The 16,984-nt window shown below is 69.7% G+C and carries 18 protein-coding genes and 1 tRNA gene; 13 read left to right on the forward strand and 6 right to left on the reverse strand.

The window, feature by feature from the left end; genetic code table 11:
* Positions 1-39 precede the first annotated feature (39 nt).
* Positions 40-113 (reverse strand) — tRNA-Gly (locus ASG69_RS20340).
* Between the two features lie 71 nt (positions 114-184).
* Here ASG69_RS20340 and dcd point away from each other — a divergent pair.
* From dcd to ASG69_RS20360, 4 genes are all read left to right on the forward strand, one after another.
* Complete coding sequence (dcd, locus tag ASG69_RS20345; protein ID WP_027506388.1) at positions 185-751, forward strand: dCTP deaminase; 567 nt, start codon at positions 185-187, stop codon at positions 749-751.
* Between the two features lie 98 nt (positions 752-849).
* Positions 850-2,406: an Hsp70 family protein gene (locus ASG69_RS20350; protein ID WP_056443758.1), complete on the forward strand. Its 1,557-nt coding sequence runs from the start codon at positions 850-852 to the stop codon at positions 2,404-2,406.
* Between the two features lie 63 nt (positions 2,407-2,469).
* A complete protein-coding gene (locus ASG69_RS20355) occupies positions 2,470-3,594 on the forward strand; it encodes a hypothetical protein (protein WP_056443764.1) in 1,125 nt (374 codons plus the stop codon).
* Between the two features lie 113 nt (positions 3,595-3,707).
* Positions 3,708-4,652, forward strand: coding sequence for an Hsp70 family protein (locus tag ASG69_RS20360; RefSeq protein WP_156380600.1), 945 nt, complete (start codon positions 3,708-3,710; stop codon positions 4,650-4,652).
* A gap of 3 nt (positions 4,653-4,655) precedes the next feature.
* Here ASG69_RS20360 and ASG69_RS20365 read toward each other — a convergent pair whose 3' ends face one another.
* Together ASG69_RS20365 and ASG69_RS20370 are read right to left on the reverse strand one after the other, a co-directional pair.
* Positions 4,656-5,099: an ATP-binding protein gene (locus ASG69_RS20365; RefSeq protein WP_056443776.1), complete on the reverse strand. Its 444-nt coding sequence runs from the start codon at positions 5,097-5,099 to the stop codon at positions 4,656-4,658.
* Positions 5,100-5,148: 49 nt separating this feature from the next.
* Positions 5,149-5,679, reverse strand: coding sequence for a DUF6328 family protein (locus tag ASG69_RS20370; protein ID WP_056443779.1), 531 nt, complete (start codon positions 5,677-5,679; stop codon positions 5,149-5,151).
* A 213-nt stretch (positions 5,680-5,892) separates the two neighbouring features.
* Between ASG69_RS20370 and ASG69_RS20375 the strand changes: the two genes are divergently transcribed.
* From ASG69_RS20375 to ASG69_RS20385, 3 genes are all read left to right on the forward strand, one after another.
* Positions 5,893-7,167 (forward strand): EAL domain-containing protein, encoded by a 1,275-nt coding sequence (locus tag ASG69_RS20375; RefSeq protein WP_056443781.1) that lies wholly within the window; start codon positions 5,893-5,895, stop codon positions 7,165-7,167.
* A gap of 77 nt (positions 7,168-7,244) precedes the next feature.
* The gene (locus ASG69_RS20380; RefSeq protein ID WP_027506381.1) at positions 7,245-7,892 is read left to right on the forward strand and encodes a phosphate signaling complex PhoU family protein; all 648 of its coding nucleotides are present in this window, start codon (positions 7,245-7,247) and stop codon (positions 7,890-7,892) included.
* A gap of 292 nt (positions 7,893-8,184) precedes the next feature.
* Positions 8,185-9,588, forward strand: coding sequence for a sugar transferase (locus ASG69_RS20385; RefSeq protein ID WP_037186361.1), 1,404 nt, complete (start codon positions 8,185-8,187; stop codon positions 9,586-9,588).
* Between the two features lie 9 nt (positions 9,589-9,597).
* Here ASG69_RS20385 and ASG69_RS20390 read toward each other — a convergent pair whose 3' ends face one another.
* Positions 9,598-9,867: an ANTAR domain-containing protein gene (locus ASG69_RS20390; RefSeq protein WP_056443787.1), complete on the reverse strand. Its 270-nt coding sequence runs from the start codon at positions 9,865-9,867 to the stop codon at positions 9,598-9,600.
* A gap of 184 nt (positions 9,868-10,051) precedes the next feature.
* Here ASG69_RS20390 and ASG69_RS20395 point away from each other — a divergent pair, with 184 nt between their 5' ends.
* Together ASG69_RS20395 and ASG69_RS20400 are read left to right on the forward strand one after the other, a co-directional pair.
* Positions 10,052-10,798 (forward strand): GAF domain-containing protein, encoded by a 747-nt coding sequence (locus tag ASG69_RS20395; RefSeq protein WP_056443790.1) that lies wholly within the window; start codon positions 10,052-10,054, stop codon positions 10,796-10,798.
* A complete protein-coding gene (locus ASG69_RS20400) occupies positions 10,795-11,535 on the forward strand; it encodes a GAF and ANTAR domain-containing protein (RefSeq protein ID WP_056443793.1) in 741 nt (246 codons plus the stop codon). The genes ASG69_RS20395 and ASG69_RS20400 overlap by 4 nt, the downstream gene beginning before the upstream one ends.
* A 29-nt stretch (positions 11,536-11,564) precedes the next feature.
* Here the strand turns inward: ASG69_RS20400 and ASG69_RS20405 are convergent, their stop codons facing one another.
* A complete protein-coding gene (locus ASG69_RS20405; RefSeq protein ID WP_056443794.1) occupies positions 11,565-12,389 on the reverse strand; it encodes a GAF and ANTAR domain-containing protein in 825 nt (274 codons plus the stop codon).
* A 226-nt stretch (positions 12,390-12,615) separates the two neighbouring features.
* On the opposite strand from ASG69_RS20405, the gene ASG69_RS20410 reads away from it, so the two are divergent.
* Positions 12,616-13,362, forward strand: coding sequence for a GAF and ANTAR domain-containing protein (locus ASG69_RS20410; protein WP_056443797.1), 747 nt, complete (start codon positions 12,616-12,618; stop codon positions 13,360-13,362).
* On the opposite strand, the gene ASG69_RS20415 is transcribed toward ASG69_RS20410, so the two are convergent.
* Positions 13,347-14,075, reverse strand: coding sequence for a TetR/AcrR family transcriptional regulator (locus tag ASG69_RS20415; RefSeq protein WP_235579020.1), 729 nt, complete (start codon positions 14,073-14,075; stop codon positions 13,347-13,349). The two genes, ASG69_RS20410 and ASG69_RS20415, sit on opposite strands and share 16 nt — an antisense overlap.
* 81 nt (positions 14,076-14,156) lie before the next feature.
* On the opposite strand from ASG69_RS20415, the gene bluB reads away from it, so the two are divergent.
* Genes bluB through ASG69_RS20430 form a run of 3 tightly spaced genes read left to right on the forward strand, consistent with a single transcriptional unit; the run spans position 14,157 to position 16,981 of the window.
* Positions 14,157-14,804 (forward strand): 5,6-dimethylbenzimidazole synthase, encoded by a 648-nt coding sequence (bluB, locus tag ASG69_RS20420; RefSeq protein ID WP_056444337.1) that lies wholly within the window; start codon positions 14,157-14,159, stop codon positions 14,802-14,804.
* A 9-nt stretch (positions 14,805-14,813) separates the two neighbouring features.
* Positions 14,814-16,160: a putative nucleotidyltransferase substrate binding domain-containing protein gene (locus ASG69_RS20425; protein WP_156380602.1), complete on the forward strand. Its 1,347-nt coding sequence runs from the start codon at positions 14,814-14,816 to the stop codon at positions 16,158-16,160.
* Positions 16,157-16,981: a Fic family protein gene (locus tag ASG69_RS20430; protein WP_056443803.1), complete on the forward strand. Its 825-nt coding sequence runs from the start codon at positions 16,157-16,159 to the stop codon at positions 16,979-16,981. Before ASG69_RS20425 ends, ASG69_RS20430 begins: the two co-directional genes overlap by 4 nt.
* The last annotated feature ends 3 nt before the right edge of the window (positions 16,982-16,984 follow it).

A 16,984-nucleotide genomic window follows, 5' to 3' on the forward strand; every position in this document is an offset into this window, starting at 1 on the left:
GAACGCCCCGGCCGATACTGCGTCGACCAGGGCGTTCGGTGGAGCCGATGACGGGAATCGAACCCGCGTATTCAGCTTGGGAAGCTGATGTTCTGCCATTGAACTACATCGGCCGGTGGTGCTGCCCTGAAGATTAGCAGGGCGCCCGGGTGGCCTCGGCGGGCTCGGTCGATAGTCTCTGTGCGTGCTGCTCTCCGATCGCGACATCAAGGCCGAGGTGGATGCCGGAACGCTCGGCATCGAACCGTTCGACGAGGCGATGGTGCAGCCGTCGAGTGTGGACGTGCGCCTGGACGGGCTGTTCCGGGTGTTCGACAACTCGCGCTACACCCACATCGACCCGAAGCTGCAGCAGGACGAGCTGACCACCTTGGTGGAGCCCGCCGAGGGGGAGCCGTTCGTTCTGCATCCGGGCGAGTTCGTGCTCGGGTCGACGCTCGAGCTGACGACCCTGCCGAACGATCTCGCGGGGCGACTGGAGGGCAAGTCGAGTCTGGGCCGGCTGGGACTTCTCACACACTCGACGGCGGGTTTCATCGATCCGGGCTTCAGCGGACACATCACGCTGGAGCTCTCGAATGTCGCCAATCTGCCCATCACGTTGTGGCCGGGCATGAAGATCGGGCAGCTCTGCTTGTTCCGTCTCTCCAGTCCGGCGATCAATCCTTATGGCAGCTCAGCGCTGGGATCGAAGTATCAGGGACAGCGCGGCCCGACCCCGTCGAAGGCTTATTTGAACTTTCTCCAGTAGACCTACGGTCGGTTTTCGCCGTCGTATACGTTGCTATGCCCGGTTTGACGCTCTACTATTGGTCTGTCTGAAACTCCGACAGCCGATGGTGGTGATCCATGATGCGAACCGAGACGGAAACGTTCGGTGTCTCCATGAGCACCGGGTGCGTGCGCGGAGTCGTGATGGACCCGGAGGGCCGGGTCGTCGAGGTGCGCTCGCTCGCCACCGGATCCCACCATCCTCTGTCCGCGGCCGCTGCAGCAGCGTTCGAGATGGCCGCGGATCTGTGCGGGGGTCCGGACGCGCCGGTGATCGCCGTGGGGGGAGATCCCGAGAGCACCTACGGTCCCGGCGGAGTCCGACTCGTCGCCGAGTGCGACGCGCTGCTGGCCGCCGCACGGATGGAGAACTGCGTCGACGCGGCTCGCACCCTCGCGATCGTCGACCTCGGTCGGGTCGGCACGCGCGTGCACGTCCTGGACACGCAGACCGGTGACCTGTACTCGAGCGTGGGCATCACGGAACTGTCCGGTGACGCGATCGACGCCGCGGTCGCCGATCACCTGTCCACCACCTTCGGTGCTGCCGAGAAGATGAGCCCTGCCGCAGTGCGCACCCTGGCGCGAGACAGTCTCGCGGCCAAGGAGATGCTGTCCGACGAGCGTGCGGTCGACCTGTCGGGGCCGTTCGTCACCGATTCGGTTCGCCTACGCCGCACCGACTTCGAACTTCTCATCGCCCAGCCCACCGCGATGCTCGTCGATCTCGTGGACGACGCCGTGGCCCGCGGAGCCGACGCCGTGCTCCTGGTCGGCGGCGGCGCGCACATCCCGTCGGTGCGCCGCGACATCGCCGCTCGCGTCGCGGTCCCCGTCATCACGCCGCGCTGGCCGCAGTTCTTCGCGGCGATGGGCGCCGCACATCTCTCCACCGTCGTGCCCCCCGCCGTGGACGCCGTGCCGCTGCCCGACGTCACCGCACCGCCGGCGGACGACGAGGTCACGGCCGCCTTCACCACGGTGGCGGAGCCGGCTCACACCCCAGCGGCGGAGCCGGTTCCCACCCCGGAACCCGAGGTGGCGCCGGAGCCGGAGACCGCTCGACCACCGCTGCCCACACCGCGCGTCGTCACCGGTGCGCCTCGACGCGCCCGCTCCACGCGGCGACGTCGGTCCCGTGCCGGTGTCGTGGTGGGAACCACGGCGCTCGTCGCCGCGGTCACCCTCGGCGCGGCCGCCGGCGCGTCGGGACGGTCGGAGACCGAGGCCGTGCAGGCGACGGATCGCGTCGTCGTCACGTCGTCCGTCGACGCCACGCCCACCGCCACCACCGTGCCCAGCACTGCCCCGCGCGTCGACGCGGCGCCGGCCTCGCCCTCGGCGGCGTCGAGCGCCACCGCCGCGCCGGCGCCGGCGCCGGCCACGGAGACGCCCGTCGCAACACCGTCGAGCGTCACCCCGTCGACCTCGATCTCCCAGCGCCCGACGCTCGCCCCCGCACCCTCCACCGCGGTACAGGACGAGCCGGAGGAGACGCCGGCGCCCACCACGACACGGCGGCCGAACTCGAACACCAGCACGACGACGTCACCTGCGGCTCCGTCGCCGACGTCCACGACGACTCGGACGACCACGCCCGCGGCAACCAGCGCCCAGCCCACCACGGCGCACTGATCCATCGGGCGGGACCGTACGAGACCACGCATCATCGAGAACGAACAGGCGGACGACGACGACATGCACATCGTGCTGGGAATCTCGGCGACGAGCGACGAGGTGACGGCGGCTCTCGTCGACGTCGAGCTGCCTCGGCTCGGTCCGGTCGACGAGCGCACCATCCCGATGCAGACCGGGTCGCCGGCCGAGGTGGCCGCGGCGGTCGCGACGTCCATCGGTGTCATGCGGCTCCGGGCTGCCCGCGCCGATCTGCTGCTCACCGGTGCCGCCGTCGTCCTCGAGTCGCCGCATCTGCGTGAGCCCGTCGAGTCCGCGCTGCGCGACGGTCACGTTCGCGACGTGGTCGTCGTCGACGCGGTGGACGTCGATCCGTCCCTCGAACCGGCGGTCGCCGTCGCGCTGTGGGCCGACCACGACGCCGGCGACGCGATCACCGGTCCGATCCCGGTGGTGCTGCCCGAGCCGGTCGACGCGTCCTCACGCGAGACGCGCCGAGGGTTCGCCGTCGTGGGTGCGGGAGTCGCTGCCGCCGTCCTGGCCGGATCGTTCGCGGTCTGGGCCGTGACGGGACCCCGGGCTCCCGAGGCTGCCGGTGTCGCGGAACCCCTGTCCACGTCGGCCACCGACTCGGCCGAGGCGGGCACCGGTATCGCTCCCAATCCCGCAGCGCCCGCCGGATCGAGCCCCACGGCCGTTCCGGCGCCCGTGCCCGGCGGCACCACGGCCGCGGACGCCCTCACCGGCATCCGCCCCGGTGTCACGCAGCAGAACGGAGCCGTGTCGGTGCCCGCCGCACCCGGTGCCGCGACCACGCGACCGGGAACCTCGTCGGCGGCGCCGTCCAGCGGCGGATCGACGAGCGGCGGATCGACGAGCGGTGGTTCCACGAGCGGTGGTTCGACGAGCGGTGGTTCGACGAGTGGAGGCTCGACCAGCGGTGGTTCGACCAGCGGTGGGTCGACCAGCGGAGGCTCCGCCGGTGGCGGCGGATCGACCAGCGGCGGCGGAACCGGCACGGGTGGTACCGACCCCGGCACCGGTACGGGCGGTGGTTCCGGCGGCGGCGAGACACCCGGATCGACGGGAGGCTCGTCGTCCGAGCCGCCGACGGATTCCGAGCCGCCTAGCCAGCCGTCCGAGCCCGACCCGACGCCGGACACGTCCGGTACCGCGTCGGTCGAGTGACGCCCCGGTTCCTAGTGAAACCAACCAAACTTTGCCAATAGACACTGAGAACCGACCTTTTCCCTGTTCGAGCGCCTAGGCTTCGTCGCGGAACACCAGGAACGGGGCGGGTCATGCGAGCAGTGGTAGGAATTTCCCTCGGAGCGTCGGCGATACGAGCCGCGGTGATGGATCCCATGGGCCGTGCGTTGCTCGGTACCGAGTCCGTCACGGTGGCACGCGGTCGCGATCGACTCGAAGCCGCTGTCGACGTGGTGGATTCGGTCTGTGCGCGCCACGGCGCCGATCGTGAGACCGCCGTGCTGGTGGTTCCGGACGAGCCCCGGTCACGCGTGGGTACCATCTCCCTGTCCGTGCACACCGGCGGATGTGTCCGTCTCGCTTCGGAACTCGGCGCCCAGCTGATGTATCTGAGAATGCGCGGCCTGGTCGAGTCGGGATCCACGATCGCCGTCGTCGACATGGGGAAGAGCGGTACGTCGGTGTCCGTCGTCGACGTGGCCACGGGCTTCGTCAAGGACGCGACGTGGACCGACCGCTACCGGGGCAGTGCCTTCGCGGACAGTGTCCGCGAGCACCTCCTGGCTGCCTACGGCACAGCGGAACCGCTGTCGCCGAACGACTCTCAGCTACTGACCGAGGGCGTCGAGTGGGCGATGGAGATGATCGCCCTGCACCGCGTCGTGCGCGTCGGCGGACCGTTCGTCGGGGGCACCGTGAACGTCTGGCGGACCACGGTGGACCGGCTGATGCTGGACTACGTCACCGAGGCTGCCGACTGGGTGAGCGATGTGGTGCGCCGGGGTGCGCATCGTGTCGACGCCGTGGTGCTGGCCGGCGGACCGGCGAACCTCCCTCTGCTGCGCGGTGTGTTCGCGCGCGAGTGGGGTTCCGCTCTGGTGATGCCGCAGGATCCGCAGTCCATCGCCGCGACGGGGGCTGCCCTCCTCGCCGCACGGCGGTCGGAGTCTCCGTTCAGCGCGCCGCTGCCGGTGGTACCGACGCGGTCGGAACCGGTGCCCGCGGTGACGACGCAGTCGCGGCACGCACTGGTCTGACCGTCAGGCCGCGTTCCACCGCATCCGGACGGTCGTGCCGTCCTCCGAGGAATCCACCGACGCCTCGTGCGCGAGCGCATGAATGAGGGGAAGCCCTCGACCTCGGCGCGGATCGTTGCCGTTGTCGACCCAGGATCCCCGATCGGTCACGTCGATGGTCACCTCGCCGGCCCGCGGAGTACGCACCTCGAGTCCGACGGTGCGCACCACGGTGTCCGCGGAGCGCTCGTAGGCGTGCTCGACGCTGTTGGCCAGTGCCTCGTACGTGGCCAGGGTGATGTCCTGGCACAGGTCCTCGTCGAGGCCTCGGTCGCGCAGCCATGCGAGCACCGTCGTACGCACACCGGTCAGCGCCCGCGGCTCGGCGGGGATGTCCTGCAGGATCAGATCGCGGGTCGCGTCACCACGGTCGGCGACCGGCATGTCGTCGGCGACGTCGGTGATCATGGAAGCCCTGTACCCACTGCGCGCAGATTTTGCACATCCATGGTCGAGATCACTCGGTCGAATCGGACCGATCGTTCACCGGACCCAGCCGGCGGCGCAACGACACGGGCAGTACGAGGCAGACCGAGACGAACAGGGTGGCCGCCACTGCGCACGCGATGATGCCCGCGGTGGGACCCACCACCAGGTCGAAGATGAGCAGCGGTACGCCGGACATCGCGATGCCCAGCAGGACGAAGCCGGCGAGAGCGAACCGGTTCGCGTGGTCGACGAGCTGACGCAGTGCCCGGCGACGGAACAGGATCCTGTGCAGAGCCACCGGCGCGACCAGGAGGATGGTGGCGGTGACCGATGCTCCGAGCGTCACGAGGTACACGGCCTGCTCGTACGTCTCGAGTTCCGGGAACCGGGCCTGGAACGGGAGGGTGAGCAGGAAGCCGGTGAGCAACTGGATACCGGTCTGCACCACTCGCAGCTCCTGCAGAAGGTTCGACCAGTTGCGATCGAGGCGCTCGGTCTCGGTCTCGTTCCGCTCGCGTGCGTTCCAGTCCGACCCGGTCAGGGGCCCGTCCGCTGTCATTCGGTGATACTACGGCGGAACCTCCGATACCCGGCGTCGTGCCTGTTTGACGGCTTGTACGATGACTCGGCTGTGGAATGGTCGAAACCTTTTCCCGCCCGTGACCGATACGGGGCTGGAACAGGTACGAATCACTGACGATCCGGGGGGTCACGGTGTCGGGACATGCCACGTCGGAACCATCCGACGGTGGCCTCGTAGAACGGACACGTCATGCAGAGGAGCGCACTCCGGCGCCAGAGTGAGTCGGCGCGGCACTATGTCGACTTCACGGCCACGGACTCCACGCTGCAGACCCTCACAGCTCTCGCGGCGACCACGCTGGGATTCTCCGCCGCGCAGCTCAACATCCTCGACGAGGACGTCCAGTACACCCGTGCTCAGCACGGGGGACCGTTCCCACACACACTGCCGCGCTCCGTCACCGCCTGCCAGCACGTGGTCGCGTCCGCGGGGCCCGTCGCGGTCTCGAACTCCGTCCTCGACCGGTTCTCGAACGATCCGGTCCGCGCGGCCACCGCGCAGGCTCTGCACGCTCTGTCGCTCGGGTCCTACGTCGGGGTTCCGTTACGCGGACGCGAGGGGCTGATCATCGGCACCCTCTGCGTGCTGGACGCCGAGCCGCACCCCGCGAACGAGTACACGGTCACCACTCTCACCGAGTTCGGTCGGGTGGTCGAAACCCATCTCGAGGCGCTGCGTGGTCACGGCCGCTCGAAGAGCGCCGGGTGCGTCCGCGCTGTCGCGGCCGCGATCGAGCGGGGCGAGATCACTCCCTGGTATCAGCCGATCGTGGACGTGTCGTCCGGCGCCGTCACGGCGGTCGAGGCTCTTGCCCGCTGGACGCGTCCGGGCGACGGCACCACTGCGCCGTCGATGGTGAGCCCCGCGGACTTCCTGCCCACCATCGAGGGCAGCGACCTCGAGATCGACGTCGACCACGCGGTCCTCGTCCGCGCGCTCGTCGACTTCGAGCGGTGGATGGTCGACGCTCCCGAGATGGACCTGCACGTCAACCTGTCCGCGCGGCATCTCGCGGCCCCCGACGCGGTGCACCACCTGATCGAGATCGTCGCCGCGTCCGCGGTACCGGCGGCGCGCGTGGTCTTCGAACTGACCGAGACCGTGTCGCATGCTCGACCGGCACGGGCACACGAGTTCGTCAGCGCCCTGCAGGCCGTCGGGTTCCGGGTGCTGCTCGACGACATCGGCATCGGCTTCTCGTCGCTCGAACGCCTCGTCGACTTCCCCGTCGACGGATTCAAGATCGACGCGGGCATCGCGCGGACGCTCGGGACCGCCGCGGGCGACTCGTTGGTCCGCGCACTGGCCGGATTCGCGGTCGACACCGGCCGTGCCCTGGTCGTCGAGGGAATCGAAAGCGACCACCAGGTCGCGGCCGCCCGCCATACTGGGTGCACTCGCGTCCAAGGATTTCTCTACTCTCGTGCGGTGCCCGCGCGCGACGTTCGCTCTCTGTTCGATTAGGGGGGCGCTCTCGCGGGTACCCCCCATCGTCGCGTCCTCCGGGACGCGTCGGCGGGACGGCCAGGATCGGGGACATCATGCGCAACGCGTACACAGCTCAACTCGAGGGACTGAACGATGATCTGTGCGCTCTCGCGCAGGCGGCGGAGACCGCCATGCGCGACGCCAGCATTGCCCTGCTCGACGGCGACCTGCAGGCTGCGGAGTCCGTCATCGCCCGCGGCGAGGCACTCGGAGAACTCGGTGCCCGCTGCGAGGATCAGGCTGTCACCGTGCTGGCGCTGCAGGCACCCGTCGCGGCGGATCTCCGCCGAGTGTTCTCGGCCGTGCGCATCAGCAGTGACCTCTCACGGATGGTCGGCCTCGCGGTGCACATCGCCGAAGCCGCGCGCCGTCGATTTCCCGAGCCGATCGTTCCCGATCATCTGATGCCGCAGTTTCGTGAGATGAGCGAATTGTGTCTCGACATGTCCGGTCGAATAGTCGACGCACTGCGTACGAGTGATCTCGGGCGTATCGATTGTCTGAGTTCACAGAACGATCGGGTCGATTCTCTGAAGACAACGGTCGTGGACACCGTGTCGGCGGACGATCACGGGCACGACGTGATGAATGCCGTGGACATCGCACTGCTGGGACGGTATTTCGAGCGCTACGCCGACCAGATCATCGATGTCGCGTCGCGGATCGTCTTCTTCGTGAGCGGCCGCAAACAAATGGCCTGAGGGTCCTCTGAAATCGTGTCGTTCGAACACGCTAAATCTGTGTGAACTCACCGTGTGATTCACCGCACTGTGGTTGTCTGAGCGAGCCTTGCGGGAAGGCAATAGGCTACCGACTGCCCTGATACACGAATCAGCGGTCGAGTCGCAGGCGGATCCAGTCGAACGGAACGAGGTACACGTGTCTGCTCCCAGCCCGGCGGAGAGCGAGTCGGCCGAGCGCCGCGACGTCGCACTGCCGCGGGCTCGGCGATCGCGGAGGGCGACCTCGCGACGCGACTGGGAGCGCGCGTACATGGACCGGCTCCGGGTGACCGACGTGCTCGTCGTCGTCGCCGCCGTCGCCTGCGCACAGGTGGTGCGCTTCGGTCGGCCGGATCTCGAGGTACCGCGCGCGGCGTTCAACTACACGTTGGTCTCGGTCACCCTCGCGCTGACGTGGATCGCATTCCTCGCGATCTTCCGCACCCGCTCGCCGCGTGTGCTCGGCGGGGGAGCCGAGGAGTACAGGCGTCTGCTGTCCGCCACCTTCCGCCTCTTCGGGCTCGTGGCCATCATCTCGTTGCTCTTCCGCTTCGAACTGGCGCGTGGCTACCTGGCCATCGCACTGCCGGTCGGGCTGATCGGGCTCCTGGTCTCGCGGTGGCTCTTCCGCAAGCACGTGGCTCGCGGACGTCGTCGCGGCGACTATCAGACGTCGGTCGTCATCGTCGGCAGTCACAGCTCGGCCCTCTCCATGGCGCGGTCGTTCAACCGCGACGGGAGTGCCGGATACGCCGTGGTCGGGGTGTGCCTGCCGCGCACCCAGTCGGTCACCGAGGATCAGCTGTCCGTCGACGGTCTCGAGATTCCCGTCCTCGGCAACGAGAACGACGTGCTCGATGCCATCGAGGCCACGGGCGCGGACACCGTCGCCGTCACCGCGACGGACCACATCGGCCACGAGGGCATCCGCCGCATGGTCTGGGACCTCGAGAAGAAGAACGTCGATCTGGTCGTGGCTCCCGGCGTCGTCGACGTCGCCGGCCCGCGCCTGCACATGCGGCCGGTCGCCGGCCTCCCGCTCATCCACGTGGAGAAGCCGCAGTACAACGGTGCGAGCCGCTTCGGGAAGACGGCGTTCGACATGGTGTTCGCCGTGGTCGCCCTCGTCGCCGTGGCCCCGCTGTTCCTTCTCGCCGCCCTTCTCGTCAAGGCCACCAGCAAGGGTCCGGTGTTCTACCGATCCGAGCGCATGGGCCTCGACGGCACACCGTTCCAGATGATCAAGTTCCGCTCGATGGTGCAGGACGCGGACGCTCGGGTGTCGGAGTTGTTGGCGCTCAACGACAGCGAAGGCGGCGTCCTGTTCAAGATGCGCGAGGATCCGCGTGTCACCAAGGTCGGCCGCGTGATGCGGCGGCTGAGCATCGACGAGCTGCCGCAGTTCTTCAACGTGCTGCGCCGCGAGATGTCGATCGTGGGCCCGCGGCCGCCGCTGCGCCGCGAGGTGGAGACCTACGACGGCGACGTGCGCCGCCGGCTGCTGGTCAAACCCGGTCTGACGGGCCTGTGGCAGGTGAGTGGCCGCTCCGACCTGTCCTGGGAGGAATCGGTGCGCCTCGACCTGAGCTACGTCGAGAACTGGTCCATGACAGGTGATCTGCTCATCGTGCTGAAGACCCTCAAGGCCGTCGTCGGCAGCGACGGCGCGTACTGAGTCGACCGCTCATCGGATGGCCGCGAGCACCTCGGCGGCGATCTCGGGCATCGTGGCGGACCGCGACGACGCCGTCGACGCCAGTCGCGCGACCGCGGCAGGTGCCTCGCATCCGTGCCGCACCATCCGTGCACCCACGGCGAGATCGATCGCCGCGCGCGCATCGAGGGACAGCCGGATGCGCTCGGTGACCACGGCCCCGAGTCGCTCGAGCAATACGAGCTCGTCTGCGGCCGCACGGATGCGTTCATGCAACGACTGCTCCGGGTCGCTCGTCATGGGTCTCCGTGTTCTCGGTCGTTCGCCTGTTCGCCCGTTCACGAGTGCAACGGTGCGGGAAAACTCTACGCCGGTCGCCCGCGCGGTCCAGACTTGTCGCTACGGTTGACTCGCGGCACACGGGGCATTCCTCGGATCGCGGACAACGGTGTGGACGTCGATCGACGAGGAGTGAGTGCAGGTCATGACGACGCGATCGGGTGGTGACGACGACGCGCACGCACCGTTGTCCATCACCGACATCGCCGATCTGTGCCGCAGTGTCGTGCAGTTGGTCGAGGTGGACGGCGCCGCCATCACCGTCATGAGCGGCACCACGCGCGAGTTGGTCTACGCCACCGACGCCGTGTCGCAGTACCTCGACGAACTGCAGTTCACCACCGGTCAGGGTCCCTGCGTCGACGCCTTCCACCGTGGCCGGACCGTGTTCGTCGCCGATCTCGACAGCGAGGCGGAGGAGCACTGGCCCGGATTCGCCGCCGACGCGTCGGACGGGGGCGCGGCCGCTCTGTTCGCCTTCCCGCTGCGCGGCGGCAACACCGTGTTCGGCGTGCTCGAGCTGTATCGCGCATCCGTCGGTGAACTCAGCGACGAGTTCGCCGCTGTCGCCCAGCTGACCGCGGACGCGGCAGCCATCAGCCTGCTGGAAGCCTTCGCGCCCGGCCTCGGCGCGGGACAGTCGCTCGGCGACGCCTCGGACGACTCGCCGCTGGGCGACCATCGCACCCGGCCCTACGTCAATCTGGCCGTCGGCATGATCACGGTGCAGATGCGGGTGTCGCCGACCGAGGCGCTCGCCCGGCTGCGCGCCGCGGCGTACTCGGCCCGACGCCCCGTCGACGACATCGCCCGCGAGGTGGTCGAGCGCAAGGTGCGCTTCTCCACCGACGACACCGCGTCGGACTCGACGACGAAAGGACAGCCGTCGTGACTTTCCCGCCCACCTTCGATCCGCCCGGCACCGGCCCCGTCGGTGACACCGACGTGCCGTCGCCCGTCGTCGTCCTCGCCGAGTTGACGGGCCATCTGGCCGCCGGGGTCGACGCCCCCTATCTGCTCCACCTCCTCGCCACCCGCACCCGCGAGGCCCTGCGGGCCGCCGCGGTGTCGGTGGTGTTCGACGGGTCCGGGTCGGTCGACCTCGACCTGGTCGCTGCGGCCTCGACCGGGTTGCTCGACCGATCGCTGTCCGTGGGCGGACCGGTGGCGATGTGCGTGCGCACCGGCGCGGCCGTGCTGCTCGACGATCTGGAGAACGCTCCGGGGCGCTGGCAGGACCACGCACGCGAGGCGCGTGCGGCCGGCATCGGCGGTATGCCTGCCTACCCGTCTCGGATCGCGAACCGGGTCATCGGCGCCGTCGTGGTCCACACGTCGGGGCCGTGGCGGGCACCGGGTCACGCGGCGGCGTTCGTTCAGGCCGTCGCGGATCTGGCGGCGTTGGCCGTCAGCGTCGACACCGAGGGCGACGTGCGCCTGTCGGTCGAGGCGACGCGTCGACAGCAGGTCCTCGAGGACGCCGCCGTGATCGATCGGGCCATCGGTGTGCTCGCCGAGACCCATGGTCTCGCCATCGGCCCCGCGACCGACCTGCTCGTCACCGACGCCCGCCGCTCACGGACCTCGCTCGCAGATCGGGCGCGTGCGGTGATCGATGCCCTGAGCTGACCGGGCTCGTTCCCGCCACACGGGGCGCACTACTCGGCCGGAGTGACCTGACCCGACGGCACGCGCGTGTGCGCTGTCATCAGCAGCTTGCCGAGTTCGGTGGACAGAGCGTCCGGTGCATCGCCGAGCGAGCCGATGTCGCGGACCAGTTGCTCGGCGAGAGTCCGTACCTTGATGTTCGTGGTCTGCGAGCGCCAGAGCAGCAGGTCGAAGGCCTTGTCGGCCGACACGTTGAGTCCCAGCATCAGGGCGCCCTTGGCCTGCTCGATCGCGGCACGGGACTCCATCGCGGCGGCGTAGGTCTCGACCTGCCTGGCGGCGTGCTCGGAGTTCTCCGCTCCGGTCAGGGCCGACTGGGCGGCCTGCACGAACACCCGCATCGCCGACTCGTCGACGGAATCGAACCGGTGGCCGGTGTGGCTGTAGAGATTGAGGGCACCGATGTGGGTACCACCGGAGGTGACGGGCGCGGACAGGAAACTCGCGACGTCGAGGTGCTCGATCGCCGTCGCGAACACCGGCCAGCGACGGGACACGTCGTCGAGATCCGCACGCACCACCTCGTGGGTCAACGCCGACTCGATGCACGGTCCCTGCTCGCTGCGGTACTGGGCCTGATCGATCTCGAGGACGAACGTCTCGGTGCTCGCGGCGGTCTGCGGCTTGCCGCGGCGAAAGACCGTGACGCCCGCTGCGTCGGCGTCGGGGATCACCGTCACGACGCGCGCGCAGATCGTGTCGAGCGCGCCGTCGGCCGTGTGGGAGACGGCGAGCGCACTGTCCAGGTCTGTCAGGGCCTCCGCCAACAGGGCCAACGCCCGTCGTTCGGCCGTGGTGTCCGCGCTGTCGGTCATTCCCGCATCTCCCGCCTTCGCCGATTCATCACTCGACGACCCGTACGCGGAGTGCGAGACCACCGTACCGCTGTCGGGGTGTCCGGTTATAGTTGCGCGGAAGGCGATACCCCGCCCGGCGTCCAGCAGTAGGCGTCGGCACTGGTGGGTGTCGCCTTTTGTCGTCCGGTCTGCGACGACCGAGTGACGACGGATGATGAGAGAACCGAAGGGATCAGCACCACACATGAGCAACGACGGTCGGCCGCCGAGCTCCGAGCACCTCGATCTGGTGCGCACTCTGGCCGAGCTGGCGCGCGAGTTCGCCGGGTCGCGCCAGGTCCGGACGATCGACGAGGTGCTCGATCACGTCCTCGCGGTGTCGGTCGATCTGATCGACGCCGCGAATCACGCGTCGGTGCGGCTCGCGGCCGATGTGCCGGGGCCTGCGGAGCCCAGCCGCACGAGCAGCGACATCGCGGCCGCACTCGACCGGGTGCAGAGGCGACCGGGGGACGGACCGACCGTCGATCTCCTGCATCGGTCCTTCGAGGCGGACGTGGACCTCGCTGCCGTCGTCGCCGGTCCGGTGCATCGTTGGCCCGGTCTGGCGGAGGTGGCCGACGCCGTCGGTGTCCGCGCGCTGGCCGCCGTACCGCTGGCGATGCACGAGCGCACGCTGGGAGTGCTCACGCTGTACTCGTCGTCGACCGCGGCGTTCGACGAGGACAGCCTGACCGTGGCGACGGCGATCGCGGCGCACGCCGCCATCGCGGTGCAGAGTCTGCAGAAGGAAGCGCAGTTCCGGTCCGGTCTCGCGTCCCGCGACATCATCGGTCAGGCCAAGGGCATGCTGATGGAGCGGTTCGAGGTGGACTCGGTCCAGGCGTTCGAGATGCTCTCGAAGCTGTCGCAGAACAACAATCGTCCGCTGCACAGACTCGCTGCGGACATCGTCGAGGCGGGCGCCAAGCTGCGCTACCCGTCCGCCTGAGGCAGGGTGGCGGCGAGTCGGTCGAGCAGGGCCTCGAGCGCCCTCTCGAACTCGGGCAGCCCGAGATCGCGCGCCAGCTCCGCCCTCATCCGCACCACGGTGGGGAACTCCGTCGGGTCGATGTCGTCTCCGGGCTGGGCGGTGGCGCGCGGATCGTCGGGATCGTTGGGGTCCGTCGGACCGATCGAGACTCCCTGCGCCGAGACCTCGAGCAGCAGCTGTCCGAGCAGGAAACTCGTGTACGAGCGATACGCGGCGGCCGCGGCCGCGTCGTCGAATCCCCATTCCTTCAAGCTGGAGAGGAAGTTCTCGAGCCACCGGACGCTGCGGAGCGGGGGCCGTACCCACGGTGCGCTGTTGGGCCGGGTCGCGATGAGGGGGAACACCTCGGGATGTTCGAGAGCCATCCGGCGCACGCCGTGCGCCAGCCGCTGCAGGTAGTCCTGCCAGCTCGAGGCGCCTTTCATCAGCACCTGCGGGTCGCTCCCCAGATCGTCGATGACCTGGTCGACGATGCCGTCGAGCAGTTCTTCCTTGCCACCGAAGTAGTGGTAGAGCGCCATCGCCTCGACCCCGAGACGCCCGCCGAGTCGGCGCATCGTCAGATCCCGCGCGCCGTTGTCGTCGATGAAGGCGATGCCCGCGCGCAGGATGACGGCGCGGGTGAGCTGACCTCTACCGGGCGGTGGCGTGGTGCCGGGTGTCGAACCCACGATGAAACGTCCCCCCGTTGTCTCGAGACTCGGACGCACCGAGTGGTGTCGACACTAGGCGTGTTCTGGCACGGTCACCACATGAGCACCGAGCGCCTGTCCGTGTACGACGCCATCGCCGCACGTCGGGACGTCCGCAGTGAGTTCAGCGGTGAGGTGGTGGACGACGCCGTCCTCACCAGGATCCTCACCGCCGCCCACCGGGCACCGAGCGTCGGGAACACCCAGCCGTGGGACTTCGTGATCGTCCGACACCCCGAGACGCTGGGGCGATTCGCCGCGCACGTGGCGCAGTGCCGCGCCGACTTCGCGGCATCACTGCCCGCCGACCGCGCCGAGACCTTCGACCCGATCCGCGTCGAGGGAATCGAGACCAGTGGCACCGGCATCGTCGTGACGTACGACGACTCCCGCGGTGGTGAGCACGTCCTGGGCCGGGCCACGGTGCGGGACACGGGACTGCTCTCCGTGGCCCTCGCCATCGAGAACCTGTGGCTCGCAGCGGTGTCCGAGGGCGTCGGCGTCGGGTGGGTGTCGTTCTACGACGAGGCGGTGCTGCGGGACGTCATCGGCCTGGCCGGCGACGACGCGGTGCGGCCCGTCGCGTGGCTGTGCGTCGGGCCGGTGACGGAGTTCCAGCAGATTCCGGACCTCGAGCGGTTCGGGTGGCGTCCGCGTCGGCCCCTGTCCGACGCCGTGCACCGGGAACAGTGGAGCCGTCGGGGTTAACGTGGCCGGGTGACCTCCTCGCGTCGGCGTTCCCCGGTGAGCGCGCTGACGCGTCGCGGTGTCCCGATCGGTAGAGCCGACATCACCGTCGCGGAGGCGGCCGACGCGATGACCCGGGCGCGGTCGAGCACCCTCGTCGTGCAGTGCCCGGGCTCGGTGTGGGGCGTGGTGACCGACGGCGACCTCCGTCGACGCGTGATCGCCGCGGGCCTGAGCACCGCGGCGCCGGTGTCGGCCGTCGCGTCCGTTCCGGCCGTCACCGTCGACGCCGAGGTGCCCGTCGCGGAGGCGGCGGCCGTCGCGCTCGCCGCGGGTGTCCGCCGGCTGGTGGTGCTCGACGCGAGTGGGGGCGTGCTCGGTATCGCCCTCGAACAGGATCTGCTCTCGCCGGCGCTGCGTGCGGGCACAGCGCTGCGCACCGCGGTGGAGCGCTCGGCGAGTGTCGACGATCTGGTCGAGGCGTGCGGGCGGCTTGCCTCGGTGACGTTGTCGCTGAACGATTCCCGCGTCCCGTCGGCCGACGTGACGGCGGTGCGATCGTCCGTGGTGACGGCCACCGTGCGCCGGGCCGCCGAACTGCTGGGCGACGACGCGTCCACCTGGCTGGTCTCCGGAAGCGTCGCTCGACGCGAATCGGTCCCGTCGTCCGATGTCGAGACGGCGCGGGTGGGCGGCCCGTCCTCGATGGGGTCGGACGTGCACGCCGTACTCGAACGCTGCGGTCTCGCAGCCGATCCCCATCACGCGAGTGCCGCGTCGCCGCGCTTCGTGCGGACGGTCGACGAGTGGTCCGACGCGGTGGCGGGCTGGGTGGCCGATCCGTACGAGGACACCGGTGTGGTGATGCTCTCGCTCGCGCTCGATACGCGTCCGGTTGTGCCTGGCGGATGGACACCGGCGGAGCCCGCGCGCGCCGCGCTGGCCGACGCCGCTCACTCGCGACTGCTGATGTTGCGTGAGGCGACGACGGTCAAGGCGCGGGTGACGCTGCGGGACAAGCTCTTCCGTCGTGCGGACACGATGGACGTGAAGGCGGGGATCCTGACTCCCATCGTGGACATCGCGCGCTGGGCCGGTGTCTCCGCCGGGCACGACGCCGTGGGCACGCCGGCTCGGCTCGAGCACGGTGCTCGCGCGCAGGTGCTGTCCGAGGACGACGCCGCGGTGCTCGCGGAATCGTTCGACGTCGTCCAGCGCATCCGGCTGCGGCACCAGTGCGAGGCACTGCGCGACGGCCGCCCCGTCGACGACCTGGTGCGCCCGTCGGACCTCACGCCCCTCGACCGGAGCCTGCTCGACGCGGCTGCGCGGGAAGTGGCGGGCGTGCAACGGGCCTCGGCGTACCTGGCTCGATGAGGCCGTCCGAGGAACATCCCGACACCTTCGCCGGGCTCACCCCGGAGCAGTGCCACGCCGTCGATCAGGCCGTCGCCGCCGAACGGCTCGAGGGATGGCGTCCCACGCCGGCGGACCTCGCACTCCTCGTCGCCGAGTGTCGCGGCGAGACGGTGCTGCCGTCGGTGCGCGAGGGGCTCGTCGGCGACGGACCGACACGCGAATCACGCTGGGCGGCACTGCGTCCGCGGCACACCCCGTACCTGCTGCCCGGGTCGACGACGCTGCGCAACGTGCTGGGCATCGTCGACGCGGCCGCGTTGCACCGCGCGGAGAGCATCCTCACCGCACTCCGTCTGGTCCGCTGTCACACCGGGCGGGCCGACCTCGGGGGCGCCGTCGGTGTGCACCGCCTGCTGAGCGTGCACCGCTACGTCTTCCAGGACGTCTACGTGTGGGCAGGCGACGTGCGCACCGTGGAACTGTCGAAGAACGGCACCGCGTTCGCGAGGTGCTCCGTCGTGTGGGACGGCCTCATGGGCGTGCACGAGACCATCCTGAGCGCCGACTGGGCGGCCGCCGACCGGGGCGAGCTCGCGTACCTCCTGAGCCGCACCTACGCCGACCTCAACCAGGTGCATCCCTTCCGTGAGGGCAACGGACGGGCCGCGACCATGCTGCTGCATCTGCTCGTCGCGCCGACCGGGTTCCGGCTGGATCTGACCGACGTCGAGCGGCGGGACTGGATCGCCGCGTCGCAGGACTCGGCGCCGTTCCGCCAGGCCGGTGCACCGTCGGCACGCCCCTTCCTTCCGCTCTTTCTGCGAGCTCTGAGCTCGTAACGC

Origin of the sequence: Rhodococcus sp. Leaf225 (assembly GCF_001426145.1) — a bacterium.
Classification (GTDB): domain Bacteria; phylum Actinomycetota; class Actinomycetes; order Mycobacteriales; family Mycobacteriaceae; genus Rhodococcoides.